General features: G+C 64.9%; 18 protein-coding genes. 12 read left to right on the forward strand and 6 right to left on the reverse strand.

Annotated features, from left to right (window positions below; translation table 11 throughout):
* Window positions 1-41: 41 nt before the first annotated feature.
* The 7 genes from KSAC_RS02145 to KSAC_RS17700 all read left to right on the forward strand — a co-directional run bounded on the left by KSAC_RS02145 (window position 42) and on the right by KSAC_RS17700 (window position 4,368).
* Window positions 42-1,811: a hypothetical protein gene (locus KSAC_RS02145; protein WP_132303932.1), complete on the forward strand. Its 1,770-nt coding sequence runs from the start codon at window positions 42-44 to the stop codon at window positions 1,809-1,811.
* An 18-nt stretch (window positions 1,812-1,829) separates the two neighbouring features.
* Window positions 1,830-2,114, forward strand: coding sequence for a hypothetical protein (locus KSAC_RS02150; protein ID WP_102323758.1), 285 nt, complete (start codon window positions 1,830-1,832; stop codon window positions 2,112-2,114).
* A gap of 64 nt (window positions 2,115-2,178) precedes the next feature.
* Window positions 2,179-2,604 (forward strand): hypothetical protein, encoded by a 426-nt coding sequence (locus KSAC_RS02155; protein WP_102323757.1) that lies wholly within the window; start codon window positions 2,179-2,181, stop codon window positions 2,602-2,604.
* Window positions 2,565-3,092 (forward strand): hypothetical protein, encoded by a 528-nt coding sequence (locus tag KSAC_RS02160; RefSeq protein WP_341812784.1) that lies wholly within the window; start codon window positions 2,565-2,567, stop codon window positions 3,090-3,092. Before KSAC_RS02155 ends, KSAC_RS02160 begins: the two co-directional genes overlap by 40 nt.
* Before the next feature lies 1 nt (window position 3,093).
* Window positions 3,094-3,462, forward strand: a complete 369-nt coding sequence (locus KSAC_RS02165) for a hypothetical protein (protein ID WP_132303934.1) — start codon at window positions 3,094-3,096, stop codon at window positions 3,460-3,462.
* 205 nt (window positions 3,463-3,667) lie between these two features.
* Window positions 3,668-4,237, forward strand: a complete 570-nt coding sequence (locus KSAC_RS02170; protein ID WP_132303936.1) for a hypothetical protein — start codon at window positions 3,668-3,670, stop codon at window positions 4,235-4,237.
* Complete coding sequence (locus KSAC_RS17700; protein ID WP_257997525.1) at window positions 4,234-4,368, forward strand: hypothetical protein; 135 nt, start codon at window positions 4,234-4,236, stop codon at window positions 4,366-4,368. Before KSAC_RS02170 ends, KSAC_RS17700 begins: the two co-directional genes overlap by 4 nt.
* A 16-nt stretch (window positions 4,369-4,384) precedes the next feature.
* Here KSAC_RS17700 and KSAC_RS02175 read toward each other — a convergent pair whose 3' ends face one another.
* The gene (locus KSAC_RS02175) at window positions 4,385-4,570 is read right to left on the reverse strand and encodes a hypothetical protein (protein ID WP_102323753.1); all 186 of its coding nucleotides are present in this window, start codon (window positions 4,568-4,570) and stop codon (window positions 4,385-4,387) included.
* A gap of 58 nt (window positions 4,571-4,628) precedes the next feature.
* Between KSAC_RS02175 and KSAC_RS02180 the strand changes: the two genes are divergently transcribed.
* The 4 genes from KSAC_RS02180 to KSAC_RS02195 all read left to right on the forward strand — a co-directional run bounded on the left by KSAC_RS02180 (window position 4,629) and on the right by KSAC_RS02195 (window position 9,474).
* Entirely contained in the window at window positions 4,629-5,426 is a 798-nt protein-coding gene (locus KSAC_RS02180) for a hypothetical protein (RefSeq protein ID WP_132303938.1), read from the forward strand.
* Window positions 5,427-5,479: 53 nt separating this feature from the next.
* Window positions 5,480-6,112, forward strand: coding sequence for a hypothetical protein (locus KSAC_RS02185; protein WP_132303940.1), 633 nt, complete (start codon window positions 5,480-5,482; stop codon window positions 6,110-6,112).
* A gap of 300 nt (window positions 6,113-6,412) precedes the next feature.
* Window positions 6,413-7,696: an NAD(P)/FAD-dependent oxidoreductase gene (locus tag KSAC_RS02190; RefSeq protein WP_102323750.1), complete on the forward strand. Its 1,284-nt coding sequence runs from the start codon at window positions 6,413-6,415 to the stop codon at window positions 7,694-7,696.
* A gap of 83 nt (window positions 7,697-7,779) precedes the next feature.
* Complete coding sequence (locus tag KSAC_RS02195) at window positions 7,780-9,474, forward strand: alginate export family protein (protein WP_132303942.1); 1,695 nt, start codon at window positions 7,780-7,782, stop codon at window positions 9,472-9,474.
* Window positions 9,475-9,477: 3 nt separating this feature from the next.
* Here KSAC_RS02195 and KSAC_RS02200 read toward each other — a convergent pair whose 3' ends face one another.
* Together KSAC_RS02200 and KSAC_RS02205 are read right to left on the reverse strand one after the other, a co-directional pair.
* Entirely contained in the window at window positions 9,478-11,073 is a 1,596-nt protein-coding gene (locus tag KSAC_RS02200; RefSeq protein ID WP_132303944.1) for a glycosyltransferase family 9 protein, read from the reverse strand.
* A 20-nt stretch (window positions 11,074-11,093) separates the two neighbouring features.
* Window positions 11,094-12,485 carry an FAD-binding oxidoreductase gene (locus KSAC_RS02205; RefSeq protein WP_132303946.1) on the reverse strand — a complete coding sequence of 464 codons (1,392 nt, stop codon included), beginning with the start codon at window positions 12,483-12,485 and terminating at the stop codon, window positions 11,094-11,096.
* A gap of 364 nt (window positions 12,486-12,849) precedes the next feature.
* On the opposite strand from KSAC_RS02205, the gene KSAC_RS02210 reads away from it, so the two are divergent.
* Entirely contained in the window at window positions 12,850-13,392 is a 543-nt protein-coding gene (locus KSAC_RS02210; RefSeq protein WP_132303948.1) for a thioredoxin family protein, read from the forward strand.
* A gap of 204 nt (window positions 13,393-13,596) precedes the next feature.
* On the opposite strand, the gene KSAC_RS02215 is transcribed toward KSAC_RS02210, so the two are convergent.
* The 3 genes from KSAC_RS02215 to KSAC_RS02225 form a co-directional block, all read right to left on the reverse strand.
* On the reverse strand, window positions 13,597-13,962 hold the full coding sequence (locus KSAC_RS02215; protein WP_243705268.1) for a DUF4112 domain-containing protein: 366 nt from the start codon (window positions 13,960-13,962) through the stop codon (window positions 13,597-13,599).
* Between the two features lie 68 nt (window positions 13,963-14,030).
* Window positions 14,031-14,351: a SelT/SelW/SelH family protein gene (locus tag KSAC_RS02220; protein ID WP_132303952.1), complete on the reverse strand. Its 321-nt coding sequence runs from the start codon at window positions 14,349-14,351 to the stop codon at window positions 14,031-14,033.
* A gap of 105 nt (window positions 14,352-14,456) precedes the next feature.
* Complete coding sequence (locus KSAC_RS02225) at window positions 14,457-16,559, reverse strand: catalase (protein ID WP_132303954.1); 2,103 nt, start codon at window positions 16,557-16,559, stop codon at window positions 14,457-14,459.
* Window positions 16,560-16,644: the final 85 nt, after the last annotated feature.

The following is a 16,644-nucleotide window of genomic DNA, read 5'->3' on the forward strand; positions in this document are numbered from 1 at the left end:
ACATCTGTTCGCGCACCATATTTGTGAAAGGCTTCGAGGTAATGGATAGGCAGATCGTGTACCCTGCCCAGATTCCGATGGACAGTGACCAGTTGAATGCCCAGCGTAACGCATATGTTGGCATGGGGCACCTGGCTGGCATGGCGTATGGTCAGGCCACTGTCGCGGCGTCCGGCTTCGCCTGCGCGCCGGGAACTGGTCTGGCGCTGATCATGGCGCCCGGATCGCTGATTGCGCCGGGCGTTGTCGATGCGTCGTCTTACGGCACGCTGGCGGCAGTCCCGAGTACGCTCGTGCACCAGTACGTCAGCCGCGACCCGGTCACGCTGGATGTGCCGGGGGCCGGGGCTGTCCACACCGTGTATGTCACGCCCGTTACGCAGGATGCGGACGATACGGTGCTGCCGTTCTACAATGCGGCAAACCCGTCCGTGACCTATGCGGGGTCGGATAACAGCGGGGCCACTGCGCCCACCGTGCGGCAGGATCTGGCGCAACTGGGAATTGGCGCATCCGTTCCCGCTGGCGCATACCCGCTGTGGACCGTGACGGTGCCCGCGGGGGCTTCGGCCATTACGGCGGATATGCTCACGCAGGCGGCGGGCGCGCCGTTTTACGACACCATCCCGCAGCTACAGGCCGCCAAGCAGGACGCGCTTGGCTTCACCCCGGTCCAGCAGGGCGGCGGGCCGGATCAGACCGGCGACAAGGTCAGCCTGGGGCAGGACGCCAGCTATCCGGGGATAATGCGCGTCAGCGTCAACGGGGGTGACGCAGGCGGCCTGCTGTCGGGAACGTATGGCAAAAGCGCCCCCGACTACCAGATGCTGGGGCTTTACCAGCAGTCCACCACCGGGCGCCCGGTCGCGGTGTTCAATAACGGCACGACGACCGTTTACAATGGCATCGCCAACTACACCGACGTAACGGGCGAGGCATCCGCCCGGCAGGATGCTGATACGGCAATCCAGACAAACCTGACCACGGCGATCGGCAACCAGTCGGACATGAACTGCACCCTGTCGTCTGACATCAGTAACTGCGTTTCCGGGATATATGGAAAAGGGACCAGCGATTACCAGATACTGGGTCTTTATTTCCAGACCAGCACGGGACGCCCCATTGCCGTATTCAGCAACGGCACGGCGAACGTGTTCAATGGCATTGCGAACTATACCGATGTCACCACGCTCCAGACCAACCTGACGTCATTCCAGACACAGCAGGCCGATACGAACAGCGTATTCGCCAGCGGGATTGCATCGCGTGTCCCGACAAATGCTGAAAATGACGGGGTGAACGCGCCCATCACGCTGTTCAACTATTTCGTGGGCGACGGCACCCCGTGGGCCAGTGCGAACGGGGTCAGTTTCTCGCTGGTAAAAAGCGCGCCGGGGACGGGGTTCAACAAGGTCCTGAACATCAGCACCGATGGCGCGGGCAACCTTGTCGTGCCCGACGGTTCCGGCAGGACCAGCACATATGCCCCATGCAGTGCCGCGATAACATCGGATACGGTGTCGGTTACGAAGATCGGTGGTCTGGTTATCCAGACGTTTCAGGCCTCGATCGCCAATCCGAATAATGGCGGCGCGGGCTGCGTGAGCGTTACCCTGCCGCAGGCCCTGACGCAGTCCATCCAGTTTTCAAAGGGCAATGCCCTTGGCGGGACGCAGGGCGGCACGCTGTGGATTCCGTCCGTCAATGTCGTTCCGTCCTCCCTTACCGAAGTCACCATTTATGCCGATAACCTGCAGGACCTGAACTGGACCGCCGCCGTCACGGTTCAGGTGCTGGTCATCGGTTCGTAGCAACTCAAGGAATATCCCATGTCAGGAACGACCACGTCTGCCGGTAGTGCCGCCTCTGGGTACCAGAACTACATCCTCTACCGCACTGTCGCCAGAACCTATCAGCCCGCATCCTATATCGGACCGGACGGCAAGACGGTAACGCCCGCCGCCATTACGGCGCAGCCCGTGGGCTATGTCGTGGCCACGCAGCTTCTGTCCAGCCTGTCGGGCATTACGGTGCCGGCCGGATTTGCCTATGCGCCCGATGCCGCAGGCACATATCCCGTGGGCAGCACCTATACGCCGCCTGCCGCATCCTGATCCCTTTTTGCCGATCCTGCGCCCGCCCGACCGCCTCTGAGGCGGTTTTTTTATGAGAAAAAACATGAGCGAAACCACCACAGTACCACCGGTCGCCGCACCATCCATGCGCTGCGCCACGGTCGAGGATCTGGCGCGGGTGCGCGAACGGCTGGCGAAGGTCGAAGGCGGCCACGACAACCTGCGCGACGGGCTGAATGTGCTGTCCGTCCAGTTTTCCGACCTGCGGCGCGACCTGACCCGCTCCGTGGCTGACAACGCGGCCCAGACCCGGCGCGAGGTCATGGCCCGCGTGGACGTGATGGCCGGAAACGCCGCCGAACGCGACACCGAAATATCAGGCCGCCTGTCCAGCATCGAAGGCGGCCTGAAGCTGACATCATGGATGACCATGACCTTCATCGTGCTGGCCACCGGCCTGCTGGGCTGGGGGCAGGTGGGCGATGCGGCATGGTCGTTGTGCCGCCGCGCTTTGGGCTACGGGCCATGACCGGCCTGTGCCCCGTGCAGGTCCGGCGCGAGATCGTAACCCCCGTTCTGGACCTGATCGGGCTGGGCGGTGATGCGGCGGCCAGCCTGCTGACCGGCACCGCGCTGGCCGAAACGGGCCTGGCGTATATCCGGCAGGTAACGGATGGCGGACCCGGTCTCGCGCTGGGGCTGTGGCAGATGGAACCGTTCACCCATGACGACATCTGGGCGACATTCCTGCCCGCCCCACGGCTGGCGGGGCTGCGGCGTCACCTGCTGCTGCTACGCGGGCAGTGGCCGGCGGGGGCGGCGCAGATGGCGTCCAACATGGCCTATGCCTGCGCCATGGCGCGCGTGAAGTATTACCGCGCGCCCGACCCGCTGCCCGCCGCCACCGATGCCGTGGCCATGTGCCGGATGTGGAAGCGTATCTACAACACCAGTCTGGGGGCAGGGGAGGCGGACCCGCGACACGTCGCCCTGTTCCAGCAAGCCATCGGGACATGACATGAATACAACCGCCAGACTGGGCGGCCTTGGGGCCGTCTTCGCGCTGCTGCTGACCGAAGTGCCGGAGCAGTACACGTTCTACGCCGCCATGCTCGTCATCGCCTGCGGCACCATCGCGGCCACGGTGCCGCCCCCTGTGGCGGGCGGCCGGTGGGCTGCGGTCTATCATGTCATTTCGGCGATCGGGCTGAATATCGGCTGGGCCGAAAGCCGCCTGAAGCCGGGCGTATCGGGCATTCCCGTATCGCGGGGTGACGAAGCGGCGGCACGGCAGGCAGTGCATGATGCGGGCATACCCGTCCTGCCCGGACGCGGGCAGGACGTCCGTTCGCCGGAGGCGGCGCGGGAACCACCGCTGGGCAGGTGACTGTGCGGGGAGAAGACCACCTGCCCAGACGGGGCTGCCAGCCGCGGGGGCTGACGCGGTCGGGGCCCAGGTGGATGGCCGATAGCCCCGACCGTTCCTGCATGAAAGTCCCGTGGCGTAACACCCGTATGGCAGCGCCGAAACAGTCCCGTGCAAACAGTAACAAACCATCACCGCCCGACCGGCGGCCTTACCGGAGCGCCAGATGAACCCTTCATCCCGGCGCGCTTTCCTGCGCGCATCATGTATCCTTGCCAGCGGCTTCCCGCTGGCGGCCTGTTCCACCACCACGACCGGCCACGTCACCACCATCACCCTGAATGTCGCGGAAGTGGAGGATTACGGCACCGCCATCCTGTCCTTCGCCACCACGGCCCTGACCATTCCGTTCGTGGCGACGGCCATGGGTCCGGCCAGCGTGGCGCTGGCGGGCACGGTGATTGCGGGACTGAAATCCGCACTGGACTCTTTCCGCGCCGCGGCGGGGACCAGCACATCCGTCACCTGCGACAACAGCAGCGTGAAGGCGGCGTTTGACAGCCTGCTGTCCGATGTGACGCAGATCGATACGCTGGTGGTCCAGACCATTACCGCCGCATCCGTCACCGCCACCGGTTCGGTCGCGTCCGATGCACGGACTGCGGCAGGGGCCGCAGCCACGCTGATCGCCCTGCTGCGCGCCATGGTGGACAGCGCCACGGCCATGACGCGTCCGCCCCCGCCGGAACGCGGCGCGATCGCCACCATCGACCGCTTTGTCGCAGGCCGGGCATGAACGGCTTCGCGGCGGGCGTGATGACGGGCGCGGGCGGCATGGTCGTGCTGATCGGGCTGCTGGTGATCGTGCCGATCCGGGTCCATGCCTGCCTTATGGCCGCGCGGCTGCGCGCACGCGGGCTGGAATAAGGCGCGCCGCCGCCTCCTAGTAGCGCATGCGCATGAGGTCGGCCAGCGCGTCCAGCTTGTCCGCCAGTGCCGCGGTGCTTGAGCGCAGGGCGTCCGTAATTGCGCCGTCCTGGTCCATGGCGGTGGACAGGCGCTCCACGTCCGAACGGATTTCATCCAGCAGGGTGGCCCGCTCGGTCAGGATTCCGTCTTCGTCGCGCATGTGATTCTCCCCTTTTCGCATCCGTACCAACGATGCGCATATTTGCAGGGTTTCCACAATGATACGCAGACTTGGCTGCCACCCGGCCCGACCCCGTCCCGGTCAGCCGCGCCTTGCGGCCATGCGCGGCTTCATCGCCCGTCCGGCCCCGCCACTGCTTGACCGCAGCCGGATCGACCCGCGCCCGGCCATGCTGGGCAATGACACGCTGGGCGACTGCACGGCGGCGGGCATTGGCAATCACCTGCACGCCACGGCGGCGCTGGCGGGGTTTTGCATTGGCGTCGATACGTCTGATGCGGTGCGGTTCTATGCCCGTTCCACCGGCTATGTGCAGGGCGATCCCGCCACGGATGGCGGGGGTGTCGAGGTCGATGTGCTGACCACGGCCCTGCGCGATGGCTACGCGCTGGCGGACCAGACGCTGTTTCCCCTGTGGGGCAGTGCCGATCCGTCCGACCTGAACGGGGTGCGCAACATCGCCGCCGGCCTGTCCGCCGCCTATCTGGGCGTGCAGCTTGCGCAGGCGGATATGTGGGAAGATGAAGCCGGCAACCTGTCCCCCGTATGGGATACGCACGGCCCGCCGGGCCACGGCGACCCCACGCCGGGCAGCGCAGGCGGGCACTGCCTGCTGCTATGGGACTACGCGGGCACGGATGACACCGATCTTGTAACGCTGCTGACATGGGGCACCACGCAGAAGGCGACGTGGCGCTGGGTACGATCGCGCATCATGGAAGCGCATGGCCTGGCATGGCGGCAGTTACACGCGCCCGGAAGCCTGTATCCCGTGGGCGATGACTGGGCGGCGCTGGTCGCGGCGAACGACGCCTATCTGGCCGGGACGGGATGAGGTCCGTGCAGCCTTATCCGCTTTCTCCTTCCATTAAACAGGGATCACGTTGCATGCGTAATCGCCGGGGCAGCGCCGTTTCCATCATCTGTGTCCTGCTGGCCCTGTCGGGCTGCGGGGGGCATCCTGATGGCGTGCGGACCACCATTCCCGCCGCCATGGCGGGTATCCAGTCCTCCCTCGCGCAGGCGGGGGTGGTGTCGGTATCGCATGCGGATGCGTGGACACCGCAGCAGGACGCCCGCTTCACCCGCAACGTGCAGGCCATCCAGTGCGCCCAGCGCACGCCCGACCCGGTGGTGGGCACGATCGCGGGTGACGTGACGGTGCAGTTAAGCGGCACGTTCACGCAGGGTGGCCAGTTCAGCGTGGGGGCGACGCCTGCCGCGCCAACCGTGGCGTTTGGGGGCAATGCCACGCGCATGCGCGGCCAGACGCTGGGGGTCAGCGTATCCTATGCGCCGTTATCGGCCATGCCGGATATCGAAATGGGGCGGCAGATGGGGTATGAAACCGCGCTGCTGGGCCAGAACGATGCCATCCGCCATGCCGAAAGCACACGCCTGCTGGCCGGGCGTGACGCGCTGGCGGCGAAGGTGCGCGGGCTTGTTACCGGCTGGCGGGCAGGGGCCTGCGCTGCTTCCGCGCCCGAAGCGGCCTTTGTCGGGGGCAGGCGGGGCGGGTAAGCTTCGTCCTGTTCAGCGCGGCGGGTGTCCTGTATGAACGGGCGGACGCCACGGGTGCGGACAGATCGGCTTTTTTTGATCGCCCGCTTTCACCCGCCGGTTTTTCCCGCCATGGAGGGAAAAAACCGCATGACCGGGATCGACCGTTACGCATTGGTGTGCGAATTCGGGCCTGTGCCGGTTTCAGGCACGCGATGCATCCCCTATGGTCGCGGGCGGCAGAGTTGACACGAACAAGGCGTATCGGGGTTCCCATGCGGGACCGGGACGCCGTGCAAGCGGGTTTGGAGCATTATTGAAATGGCACAGAAGTTTCGGATCGTGATTGTTGGCGGTGGTGTGGCGGGGCTTGCGCTTGCCACGCGGCTGGGCAATTCGGTCGGACGCGCGGGGCGTGCGGAAATCACCCTGGTGGACAAAAGCTTCGCCCATGTATGGAAACCCATGCTGCACTGCTTCGCCGCAGGCACGGCCGCGAACGAAAATGACCGCATAAGCTTTATGTCGCAGGCCAGCCGCCACCATTTCGAGTTCTGGCCCGGCGAGATCACGGCAGTAGACCGCAGCGCGAAAACGCTGGCCCTCGCCCCCATCCGCGACCCTGCGAACGGGGAACTGGTGGTTGATGCCCGCACGCTGGAATATGACGCGCTGGTACTGTGCATCGGCAGCCGGGCGAATGATTTCGGCACACCCGGCGTTGCCGAACACTGCATGTTCATTGACAATCTGGTGGATGCCAACGGCTTTAACGACCGGTTCCGCATGGAACTGCTGCGCGCCTTCGCCAATCATCAGGCGCTGGACATCGCCATCGTGGGCGGGGGGGCGACCGGCACCCAGCTTGCCGCCGAACTGCACAAGGCGCTGGATATCGCATCCCTGTACAGTTTTGGCGAAAAGCCGCCCAAGCTGCGCATCACCCTGCTGGAAGCAGGCCCACGCATCCTGCCTGCCTTCCCCGAGGCCGTGTCGGACGCGGCAGTCAGGCAGCTTGAGGCGATTGGCGTCAGTGTCCGCACATCCGCCATGGTCAGCGGCGCGGATGAAAACGGCTTTGTGCTGAAGGACGGCAGCCGCGTTCCCGCGACGCTGCGTGTATGGGCGGCGGGGGTCAAGGCCCCGGACGTGACCAGCCATTTCGGCGGGCTGAAACTGTCACGTTCCGGCCAGCTTGAAGTCCGTCCCACCCTGCAGGTGATGGAGGACGACAACGTCTTCGCCATGGGGGACTGCGCCTTCATCGCCGAAAAGCCCGTCGCCCCCACGGCGCAGGCCGCCCGCCAGCAGGCCCACCATCTGGCGCGCTACCTGCCACAGTGGATGAATGGCAAGCCGCTGCCTGCCTTCACCTTCCGCAACAAGGGCGCGGTCGTGGCGCTGGGTGATTATAATGGCTGGGGCACGTTCCCCGGTGGCACCGTGTTCGGCGGGGGCTGGCTGCATGGCCTGTCCGCGCGGATGGTTCACCTCATGCTGTATCGCCAGCATCAGTTTGAACTGTACGGGCCGGTGCGCGGCACGATTTCGTGCCTTGTGGACTGGCTGGACGTGTTTGTCCGCCCGTCCGTCCGGCTGGACTGAAACGGGACGCGGGCAACCACAGCGGATGCAGGCCTCCTGCCCATACAGGCGGGGGCCGCGTTCGGGGTATCGTATCCTTCATCATGAGCCGTATCAGGCACAGCCGCGCCCTGCGGACGGGCACGGCCATCCCTTTTCTGGCCGCGGCCATTGGCGTGGCCTACGGGGTGGCCGCGCGCGCCGCTGATGGCGTGCAGGTGGATGGCAGACAGGCCACCACCACCGCGCCGGAAAACATCACGGTGCATGTGCGCCCGCGCCCGCCCATCCAGATCTATCCCCACGCCAACCCCATCGGCCAGCCCTACCGGCTGAGTGGCGCGGAAAACCGCAAGAACGGCCATCCCTATGACTGGGGCATATTCAACCGCGACAATGGCGAGGCCGCGGGCTTCGGCCCCATTGGCCGCTACGGCGTGGCCCCATGGGCGGAAGACTGGAGCAGCCTGCGCGACCACCCGAAGCACGATGACCCGTTCGACGTGCTGAAATACATTCCCCTTACCCGTAGCGGGTCGGTCTGGATCAGCTTTTCGGGTGAGACGCGGGCGCGGAACTGGTTTGAAAGCCGCCCGATGCTGGGTACGCAGAAACCATCGGATTCCGGCCGTTTCACCATACGCAACCTGTATGGGGCGGACCTGCATATCGGGCCGCATCTGCGGTTTTTCGGGCAACTGGTCAACGCGGATGCGGGCGGCTGGGGCGGGTATGGCTATGGTTCGACCTACCGCAAGCGGCTGGACGCGCAGCAGGCCTTTGTCGAGACGCGATGGACCATGCTGGGGGCGAAAAGCGGCTTCATGTTTGGCCGCCAGCAGTTTCTCGATGCGCCGTCCTACATCATATATAACCGTGATACGCCCAGCGTGCCGCTTTCGTGGAACGGGTTCCGCTCCTACATGATCTGGTCGCGCATCCGTATCGACGGCTGGGACTTCGTGCAGACCTACGACAATGAACGCGCGATGTTTCACGATACGGAAAACTACGCATCCCGGCTGTACGGTTTCAATGCGACATGGGCGCCGCCCGATTTCACCTTCATGGGGCAGAAGGGCTATTCCTTCGTCGATGCGTTCTATATCGGCTACAAACTGGCAGGGGCGACGGGCGTGATCGCGGGGCCGGACGGGGCGGTTACGGGGTCGAACACACGCAATACCTTTGGCACGCGCTGGCATGGCGTGGCGGGGCCGGTCGAATTCTCGCTTGGCGGCGTGTGGCAGGGCGGGGTGTTCCGTCCGGCGGCCACCAGCACGGCGCGCGGGGTCAGCGCATATGCCATCAACGCCACGCTGGGCTACCGGCTGCCCGATCCGGTGCTGCACAGCTTTGCCGGGATTCAGGCCGATGTCTATTCGGGCGGGGATGCCGCGCGGCGCAGTGGCACGATCGGCACCTATACCGCGCCGTTCAGTCCACAGACCGGCTATCTCGACACCACCACTTACATGAACCCGTCCAACCTGATCGGCTTTGCGCCGCTGGTGCGCATCACGCCGTGCAGTTCGGTCAGCATCCAGTTGAAATACCCGCTGTTCTGGCGCGACAGCGTGCGCGACCCGATCTATCGCTCAACGGGGTATTACAGCTTCGCGCAGACATTCCATGGCCGGTTCATCGGCATGGCCCCGCAGGCATCCCTGGCATGGCAGATCAATACGCACCTGTCATGGACGCAGTATGTCTCGCGCTTCATGACCTCACGCGGGCTGGACGCGGCGGGCGGGTCCAGCGGCACGTATTACCAGTCCAATTTCGCCTTCCGCTTCTGATCGTCAGGGCCGGGCCGTCGTGGCGGATGGGGGCAGATCGCGCACGGCCAGCATGCTGCACAGGCGGCGGACAACATCATCCCACTGTCCCGCGCGAAGCTGGCGTATGATCCGCAGGTTGGGATACCACGGGCTGTCCGTCCGGCCTGAAAGCCACCGCCAGCAGTTGTCGAAACGGTCCAGCAGGATGACGGGACACCCCATCGCCCCCGCCAGATGGGCGATGGCCGTATCGACCGACACCACCACATCCAGCCCGGCGATCAGCGCGGCCGTGTCATCCATGTCGCGCACGCTTTCCATCGGGTCATACAGCCGCATGCCAGCGGGCATGTCGCGCATCTGCGTGGCATAGGTGCCCATCTGCAGGCTGACCAGATTGACCCCCGCCATGCCCGCCAGCGGCGCAAGCGCGCGCAGGGGGATGGAACGGCGACGGTCCATGGCGTGGGCCGCGGGCACGTCCGGGCGGCTGGCCCCGCCCCATACCAGTCCCACGCGCAGGCCGTTGCCGGTGGGCAGGAACGGCGCCCAGTACTGCACCAGTGCCGGTTCGGCCCGCAGGTAGGGCACGCTGCATCCCGCATGACCCGCTGTCCGGCGCAGCGCGCGCGGCAGGCTGAGGAACGGACAGTGCCAGTCATGGGCAGGCGGGGGACGGCGGTCATCAAACACGCGGCGGACACAGCCCATGCGCCGGATCAGGCCATGCAGCGTAAGGGGGGCCTGCACATAAACCCGCGCGCCCATATCCGCCAGCACCGGCACGAAGCGCAGCATCATGAGCATATCGCCCAGGCCCCCTTCGCGCGTGATCAGCACGCTACGCCCGCGCAGGTCCGCATCGGGTTCCAGAACGGGCAGCAGTCCCGCCGATGGCAGCCGCAGGCGACCGGGCAGGCGGTGCCGCCATTCATATTCATCCCACCCTTCATCCATCCGCCCGGTCTTGAGCAGGGTCAGCGCGTGGTTCATGCGTAGCTGTGGATCATCGGGGCGCAGCGCCAGCGCGCGGCCATGGGCCTCCAGCGCCGCATCCGTGCGGTTCCATGCCGCCAGCAGGTGCGCAAGGTTGGCATGTGTCATCGCGCTGTCGGGGTGGTGGTTGAGGATGTAGCGCAGCAGGTCATGGCCTGCGGCGAATTCCCCCTGTTCCATGAAACACACGGCCATGAGGTTGCCGGTAGTCAGTTGCGCGGGCGACAGGCTGAGGCCGTCCGCAAGCACCGCCTGCGCCTCTGCCGTTCTGCCGCGTTGCAGCAGCAGTTCGCCCAGCATGTCATGCGTGCGGATGTCGCGGCCCGCGCGCTGACGCACGGCGCGCAGCACGGCTTCGGCTTCCTCCACCCGGTCATGCGGCAGCAGCAGGTCCAGCATGTCGCGTGCTGGGTGGCGCGCGCCGGGATTGGCATGGGCCTGACGGCACAGCAGCCGGGCGGCTTCATGCACGCGGTTGCAGCCCGCATGGGCATGAGCCAGCAGGATTTCCACGCGCGGGCCGGAGGGACAGACCTCCAGCACGGCGCGGGCATGGGCGAACTGGCCCCGGCGCAGCAGGTCCAGCGCATGCGCAAGCGCGGTATCGGTCGGGACGGACATGGTGGCTCCTGCCTGCGGGTTCAGGCCAGCGCGGGCGGCAGCATCTTGCCGGGGTTGAGGATGTTATACGGGTCCAGCGCATGCTTGATCGCACGCATGACGCCAAGGGCGGGCGCGCCGTGTTCGGCTTCCATGAACTCGATCTTGCCGGTGCCGATGCCATGTTCCCCGCTGCATGATCCGCCCAGCGCCAGCGCGCGGCGCACGATGCGGCGGTCCAGTTCCAGCGCGCGTTCGTATCCGCCTTCCTCCGGCGGGACGAGGATGACGGTATGGAAATTGCCGTCCCCCACATGCCCCACGATCGGCGCGCACAGGGCGGATCTGCCGATATCCTCCTTCACGCCGGTCATGAGTTCGGTCAGGGCGGATATGGGCACGATGGCGTCCGTCGCCAGCCCGTGATGGCCGGGACGGTAGGCAAGGGCCGCCCAGTAGGCGGCGTGGCGGGCTTTCCACAGGCGGGTGCGCTCTTCCTGGCTTTCGCTCCATGTAAAGCCGAGGCCCGCATTGTCGCCCGCGATTTCCTCCACCATTGCAATCTGTTCGCGCACGCTGGCGGGGGAACCCTGAAATTCAAAGAACAGCGTTGTCAGCCGCTGATAGCCTTCCAGCGCGGAATAGCGGATGCACGCATCCATCTGCACATCGTCCAGCAGTTCAAGCCGGCCGATGGGCACGCCCATCTGCATGATCGCAACCGCCGTGCGCACCGCGTCATCCAGCGTGGGAAACTGGCACACGGCGGCGGCCATGGTTTCGGGAATGCCATGCAGGCGAAGCTGGATTTCGGTTATGACGCCCAGTGTGCCTTCCGAACCGACCAGCAGCCCGGTCAGGTCGTAGCCGGTGGAGGATTTACGCACCCGTCCCCCGGTATCAACCACCGTTCCGTCCGCCATGACGGCGCGCAGGCCCATGACGTTTTCGCGCATCGTGCCGTAGCGCACCGCCGCCGTGCCCGATGCGCGGGTGGCGCACATGCCGCCGATTGTTGCTTCCCCGCCCGGATCGACGGGAAAGAACAGTCCCATGTCACGCAGATGTGCATTGAGCGCCTGCCGCGTCACACCAGCCTGCACGCGGCAGTCCAGATCATCGGCATTGACCTGGAGTATGTCGGTCATCTGCGACAGGTCGAGGCTGATCGCGCCGGGCGGCGGGGTAACATGCCCTTCAACCGACGTGCCCGCGCCGAAGGGGACCAGCGGCACCCGATGGGCATGGCACTGCGCCACGATGGCGGAGACTTCCTGCGTCGTGCGGGCGAACAGTACCGCTTCGGGCATGTTGGCGCGCATCCAGCCTTCGCCGTGGCTGTGCTGGGTACGGATGGAATCATTATGCGTAATCCGCTCGCCCAGCAGGGGCGTAAGGGCGGCAATGACCTGTTGCAGGGGGGAATGGGTCATGGTGGGCAGTTCTTCCAAATGGCATGCGGCAAGGCGCGGCGCAGTTTAACGGCCACGCCCCTGACGTCTAGGGGCCGTGACGGGGCGGGTGCCCTGCGGGCGGAAAGAGACGCTGCACGGCCATTTATACATTATTAATAGTTATTTAAAAACAACGCGATTTTCCGTGATATTTTATTGACCGGCCAGCCGGTTCTTCCTATATCCGAAAGGAACTGGTCCGGCCCATGCGGCACAATTCAAGGCATATGACCGCATGCCACGGACCACATCAAATCACGGACGGGATCTGTATTTTTCTCCCGCACGGTCCCGTCACAGATGGTCCGGCACCGGATCATTAACCCGAGGAAGGTGGCCTGCCATGAAACCCGGTTCCCTTGCACTGGCCCTGCTGCTGGCCACAGTCCCGGTACCGCTTGCTTCCGCCTGCATGGCCGCCGGATCGCTGCCACAGATAGGCGATGCCAGCGTCAGACCCGTGACCGCCCCCTATGGCCCGGCGGAAGGCGCGCAGCAGGCAGTGGACGCGGCCTTCGCGCTTGCACGCCAGACGGGACGCAGGGTGCTGCTGGATTTCGGGGCCAACTGGTGCCCGGACTGCCGCATATTCGCGGGCGTGCTGACACAGCCGGATGTGGCGCCATGGGTCGAAAAGAACTTCGTGGTGGTTCCCATAAACGTCAACCGTGACAAAAACGCGCCACGCAATGGGGAACGCTACAACAGCAATGCGGACATAGCGCGGAAATATGGCGTGGTTATCGAAGCCATTCCGGCGGTTCTGGTCTTCACCCCCGATGGACAGCTTGTGAACCGGGACGATGCCCTCGTACTGGGTGACGCCCGCAGCCTGACGCCGCAGGCCATGATCAACCAGCTTGATAAATGGGCGCCGCCTTCCTGATCCGCCGATAGACAGCCCGGTATCTGTTGGGGCCTGACCGAAAATAAATTGGGGGATTTCGGTCAGTTATGATTCATGTGTCTGCGACGCCCTGATGAAATCATGATGGGCTGGACCGAGATTGCCCCTGCGCCGTATCGCCACACCGAATGGACCGCGCCATTACCGGCGCACCGATCCGGGACAGCCTGTTTAAATAATCCGTTAGACCGAACCCAGACCCAGATGCTGTTCCAGCAAGGCGACATTGCGCAGGTTGGCCTTGAACGCGACATCGAATACATCGCCCACTACCGGCACCAGATCGGCTGCGGTCTCCACCGCGACATTGGCCAGCATGCGCCCCAGCACCGCGCCGCGTACCCCCAGTTTCCAGCTTTTCCATACGATATAGAGCGACGGCAGCAGCATCACCGTCGTCCCGCCCACCGGCAGCAGCCCGATCAGCGCATCAAGCCCCCAGCGGGCTTTCGTGCCGGGAATGCGGAAGGCGGCGTCCAGCACCGTGGCAAGCTGGCGCAGGCGCTGCACTTCCCGGTGGATATGGGCGCGATCGGCATGTGGGGGCATGGTTTTCATACCCTTGATTATGGGATGGGGCAGGGGCCGTTACAATGTGCCCGCTACGGCTGGCGTGGTCAGGGGGGCGGATCGCCATCGGGCGTGGATTTGCGGTCGATATGGCCCATGTCGCGTTCGGGCGCGATAACGTCGCGCACGCGCTGCTTGAGTTCCTTGGGGCCGGGAAAGCCGCCGTCGCGCTTGCGTTCCCACACCACATGACTGTCAACCGTGATTTCAAAACATCCGCCATCGCCCGGCACAAGGGTCACGCCCCCCAGTTCCATGCCGAAGGTGGAAAGCAGTTCCTGCGCCATCCACGCCGAACGCAGCAGCCAGTTGCAGCGCGTGCAGTACAGGATGGATATCTGGGGGCGGGGCGTGTTTTCCTGCGTCATGGATCAGCTTCTTGCGATGGTCCCGGACCGGGCGGGAGCGCCCGGCAGCCCGCATTGTGGGGAGGAATGCCGCACGGATGCAAGAGCCACCGGGTAAGGGTCAGCTCAGATGCTATGAACCCGCCCTTCGCGTGCCCACAGGCGCAGCGCGCCGCAGGTCTGGATGAACGTGTCCGCATCCGATGCGGATTCCAGCGCGATCACCCCTTCATCGCGCATTTTGGGGTGCAGGCCCGCCGCCGCCAGAAGCAGTTCGGCGGCATCGTTATGGGCGATGAACTTGGCATGGGCGAAGGCATCCGCGATGAAGTCGCGCATCGTCGCCTCATGCCGCAGGGCGTTGGCGCCTTCCACCGTGGGCAGCAGGGCCACCGCGTCATACAGGACCGACGGGCCGCCATTGATGCGCTGCTGCGCCACAAGCGGGTTGCCCGCGCTGTCCTTCAGTCCGCCCACGGTCGGCGCGATCAGCTCCACGGTGGCATTCACCGCCGCCACGGCATCCTGTAGCGCGCCAAGCAGTTCATGATCCACGCCATTGGTAATCACGATACCCAGCTTGCGGCCCGTAAAACTGCCTGGACCGTTTTCAAGGATGCTCAGCGCGGGTGAGGGTTCCAGCCCGGCCACGACCGGGCGGGCAGCCTGCGCCGGGGCGGGCAGGGGCGACAGGCCCAGTCCCTTTGCCACCGCTTCGGCCAGTTCCTTGTCCACATGCAGCAGGTGGCTGACCATGCGCGCGCGGATGGCGGGGGTTTCGACCTTGCTCAGTTCAAATATGAACGCATCGCGCATGTGGGTCTGTTCCACCGGCGTCTGGCTGATAAAAAACTGGCGGGCCTGACTGTAGTGATCGGCGAAGGATTCCGAACGCTGGCGCAGCTTGGGGCCGGACACGTCCGCGGCGAAGGTCTGGAAGTCCTCCCCCGTTTCCCGCGGGCCGCCCGTGGGCTGGGACCACGAATTGGGTTCGTAGTTGGCCCGCCCCTTCGGGTTGTGCATGGCCATGTGCCCGTCCTGCTGGAAATTGTGGAAGGGGCACTTGGGCGCGTTTATGGGGATATGGGTGAAGTTGGGACCGCCAAGGCGCTTGGTCTGGGTATCGAGATAGGAGAAATTGCGCCCCTGCAACAGCGGGTCGTTGGTGAAATCGACGCCGGGCACGATGTTCTGCGTACAGAAGGCGACCTGTTCGGTTTCGGCAAAGAAATTGTCCACCATCCGGTCCAGCACCAGACGGCCCACGCGGCGTACGGGCACCAGTTCCTCGGGGATCAGCTTGGTCGGGTCGAGGATGTCGAAGGGGAAGCTGTCAGCAAACGCATCATCAAAAAGCTGCACGCCCAGTTCCCATTCGGGAAAATTCCCGCTGGTAATGGCCTGCCACAGGTCGCGGCGGTGGAAATCGGGGTCAGCGCCGTTGATTTTCAGCGCCTCGTTCCATGCGACGGACTGCAGGCCCAGCCTGGGCTTCCAGTGGAACTTGACGTAAGTGGAGCGGCCCTGCGCATCGATCAGGCGGAAGGTATGGACGCCAAACCCTTCCATGAAGCGGAAGGAGCGCGGAATGGCCCGGTCCGACATGGCCCAGCAGACCATATGCGTCGCTTCGGGGGAGAGGGAGACGAAATCCCAGAAATTGTCATGCGCCGTCTGCGCCTGCGGGAAGTCGCGGTCCGGGGCCTGCTTGGCCGCATGCACGAAATCGGGGAACTTGATCGCGTCCTGAATGAAAAAGACCGGGATGTTGTTGCCAACCAGATCCCAGTTGCCCTGCTTGGTATAGAACTTGACGGCGAAGCCCCGCACGTCACGCACCACGTCCGCCGAACCCTTGTTGCCCGCCACGGTGGAAAACCGCACGAATACCGGGGTGCGTTCGCCCTCGCGCTGGAAAATATCGGCCTTGCTGACATCGCTCAGGCTGTCGGTCAGTTCAAAAAAGCCATGCGCGCCGTAGCCACGGGCATGGACCACGCGCTCGGGTATGCGTTCATGGTCGAAATGGAAGATTTTTTCGCGGAAATGGAAATCCTCCATCAACGCGGGACCGTTCGCGCCCGCGCGCAGCGTATTCTGGTCATCGGCCACCGGCACGCCCTGCTGGGTGGTCATGACCGGCGTGTCGCCCCCCGCGACCTGATGGGTTTCCCCGCCGGGGCCGGTATGGGTGGCGGGGGATGCGGATGGGTGCGGTGTCTTTGTCATGAGATGTTCGCGTGTCCCTGATGGTCATGGTGATAAGGGGCAGCGGGCGTGCTGGAATGCCGTGCTGCGTGGGATCGGGATTTCC

Source organism: Komagataeibacter saccharivorans, assembly GCF_004348195.1.
Lineage (GTDB): Bacteria > Pseudomonadota > Alphaproteobacteria > Acetobacterales > Acetobacteraceae > Komagataeibacter > Komagataeibacter saccharivorans.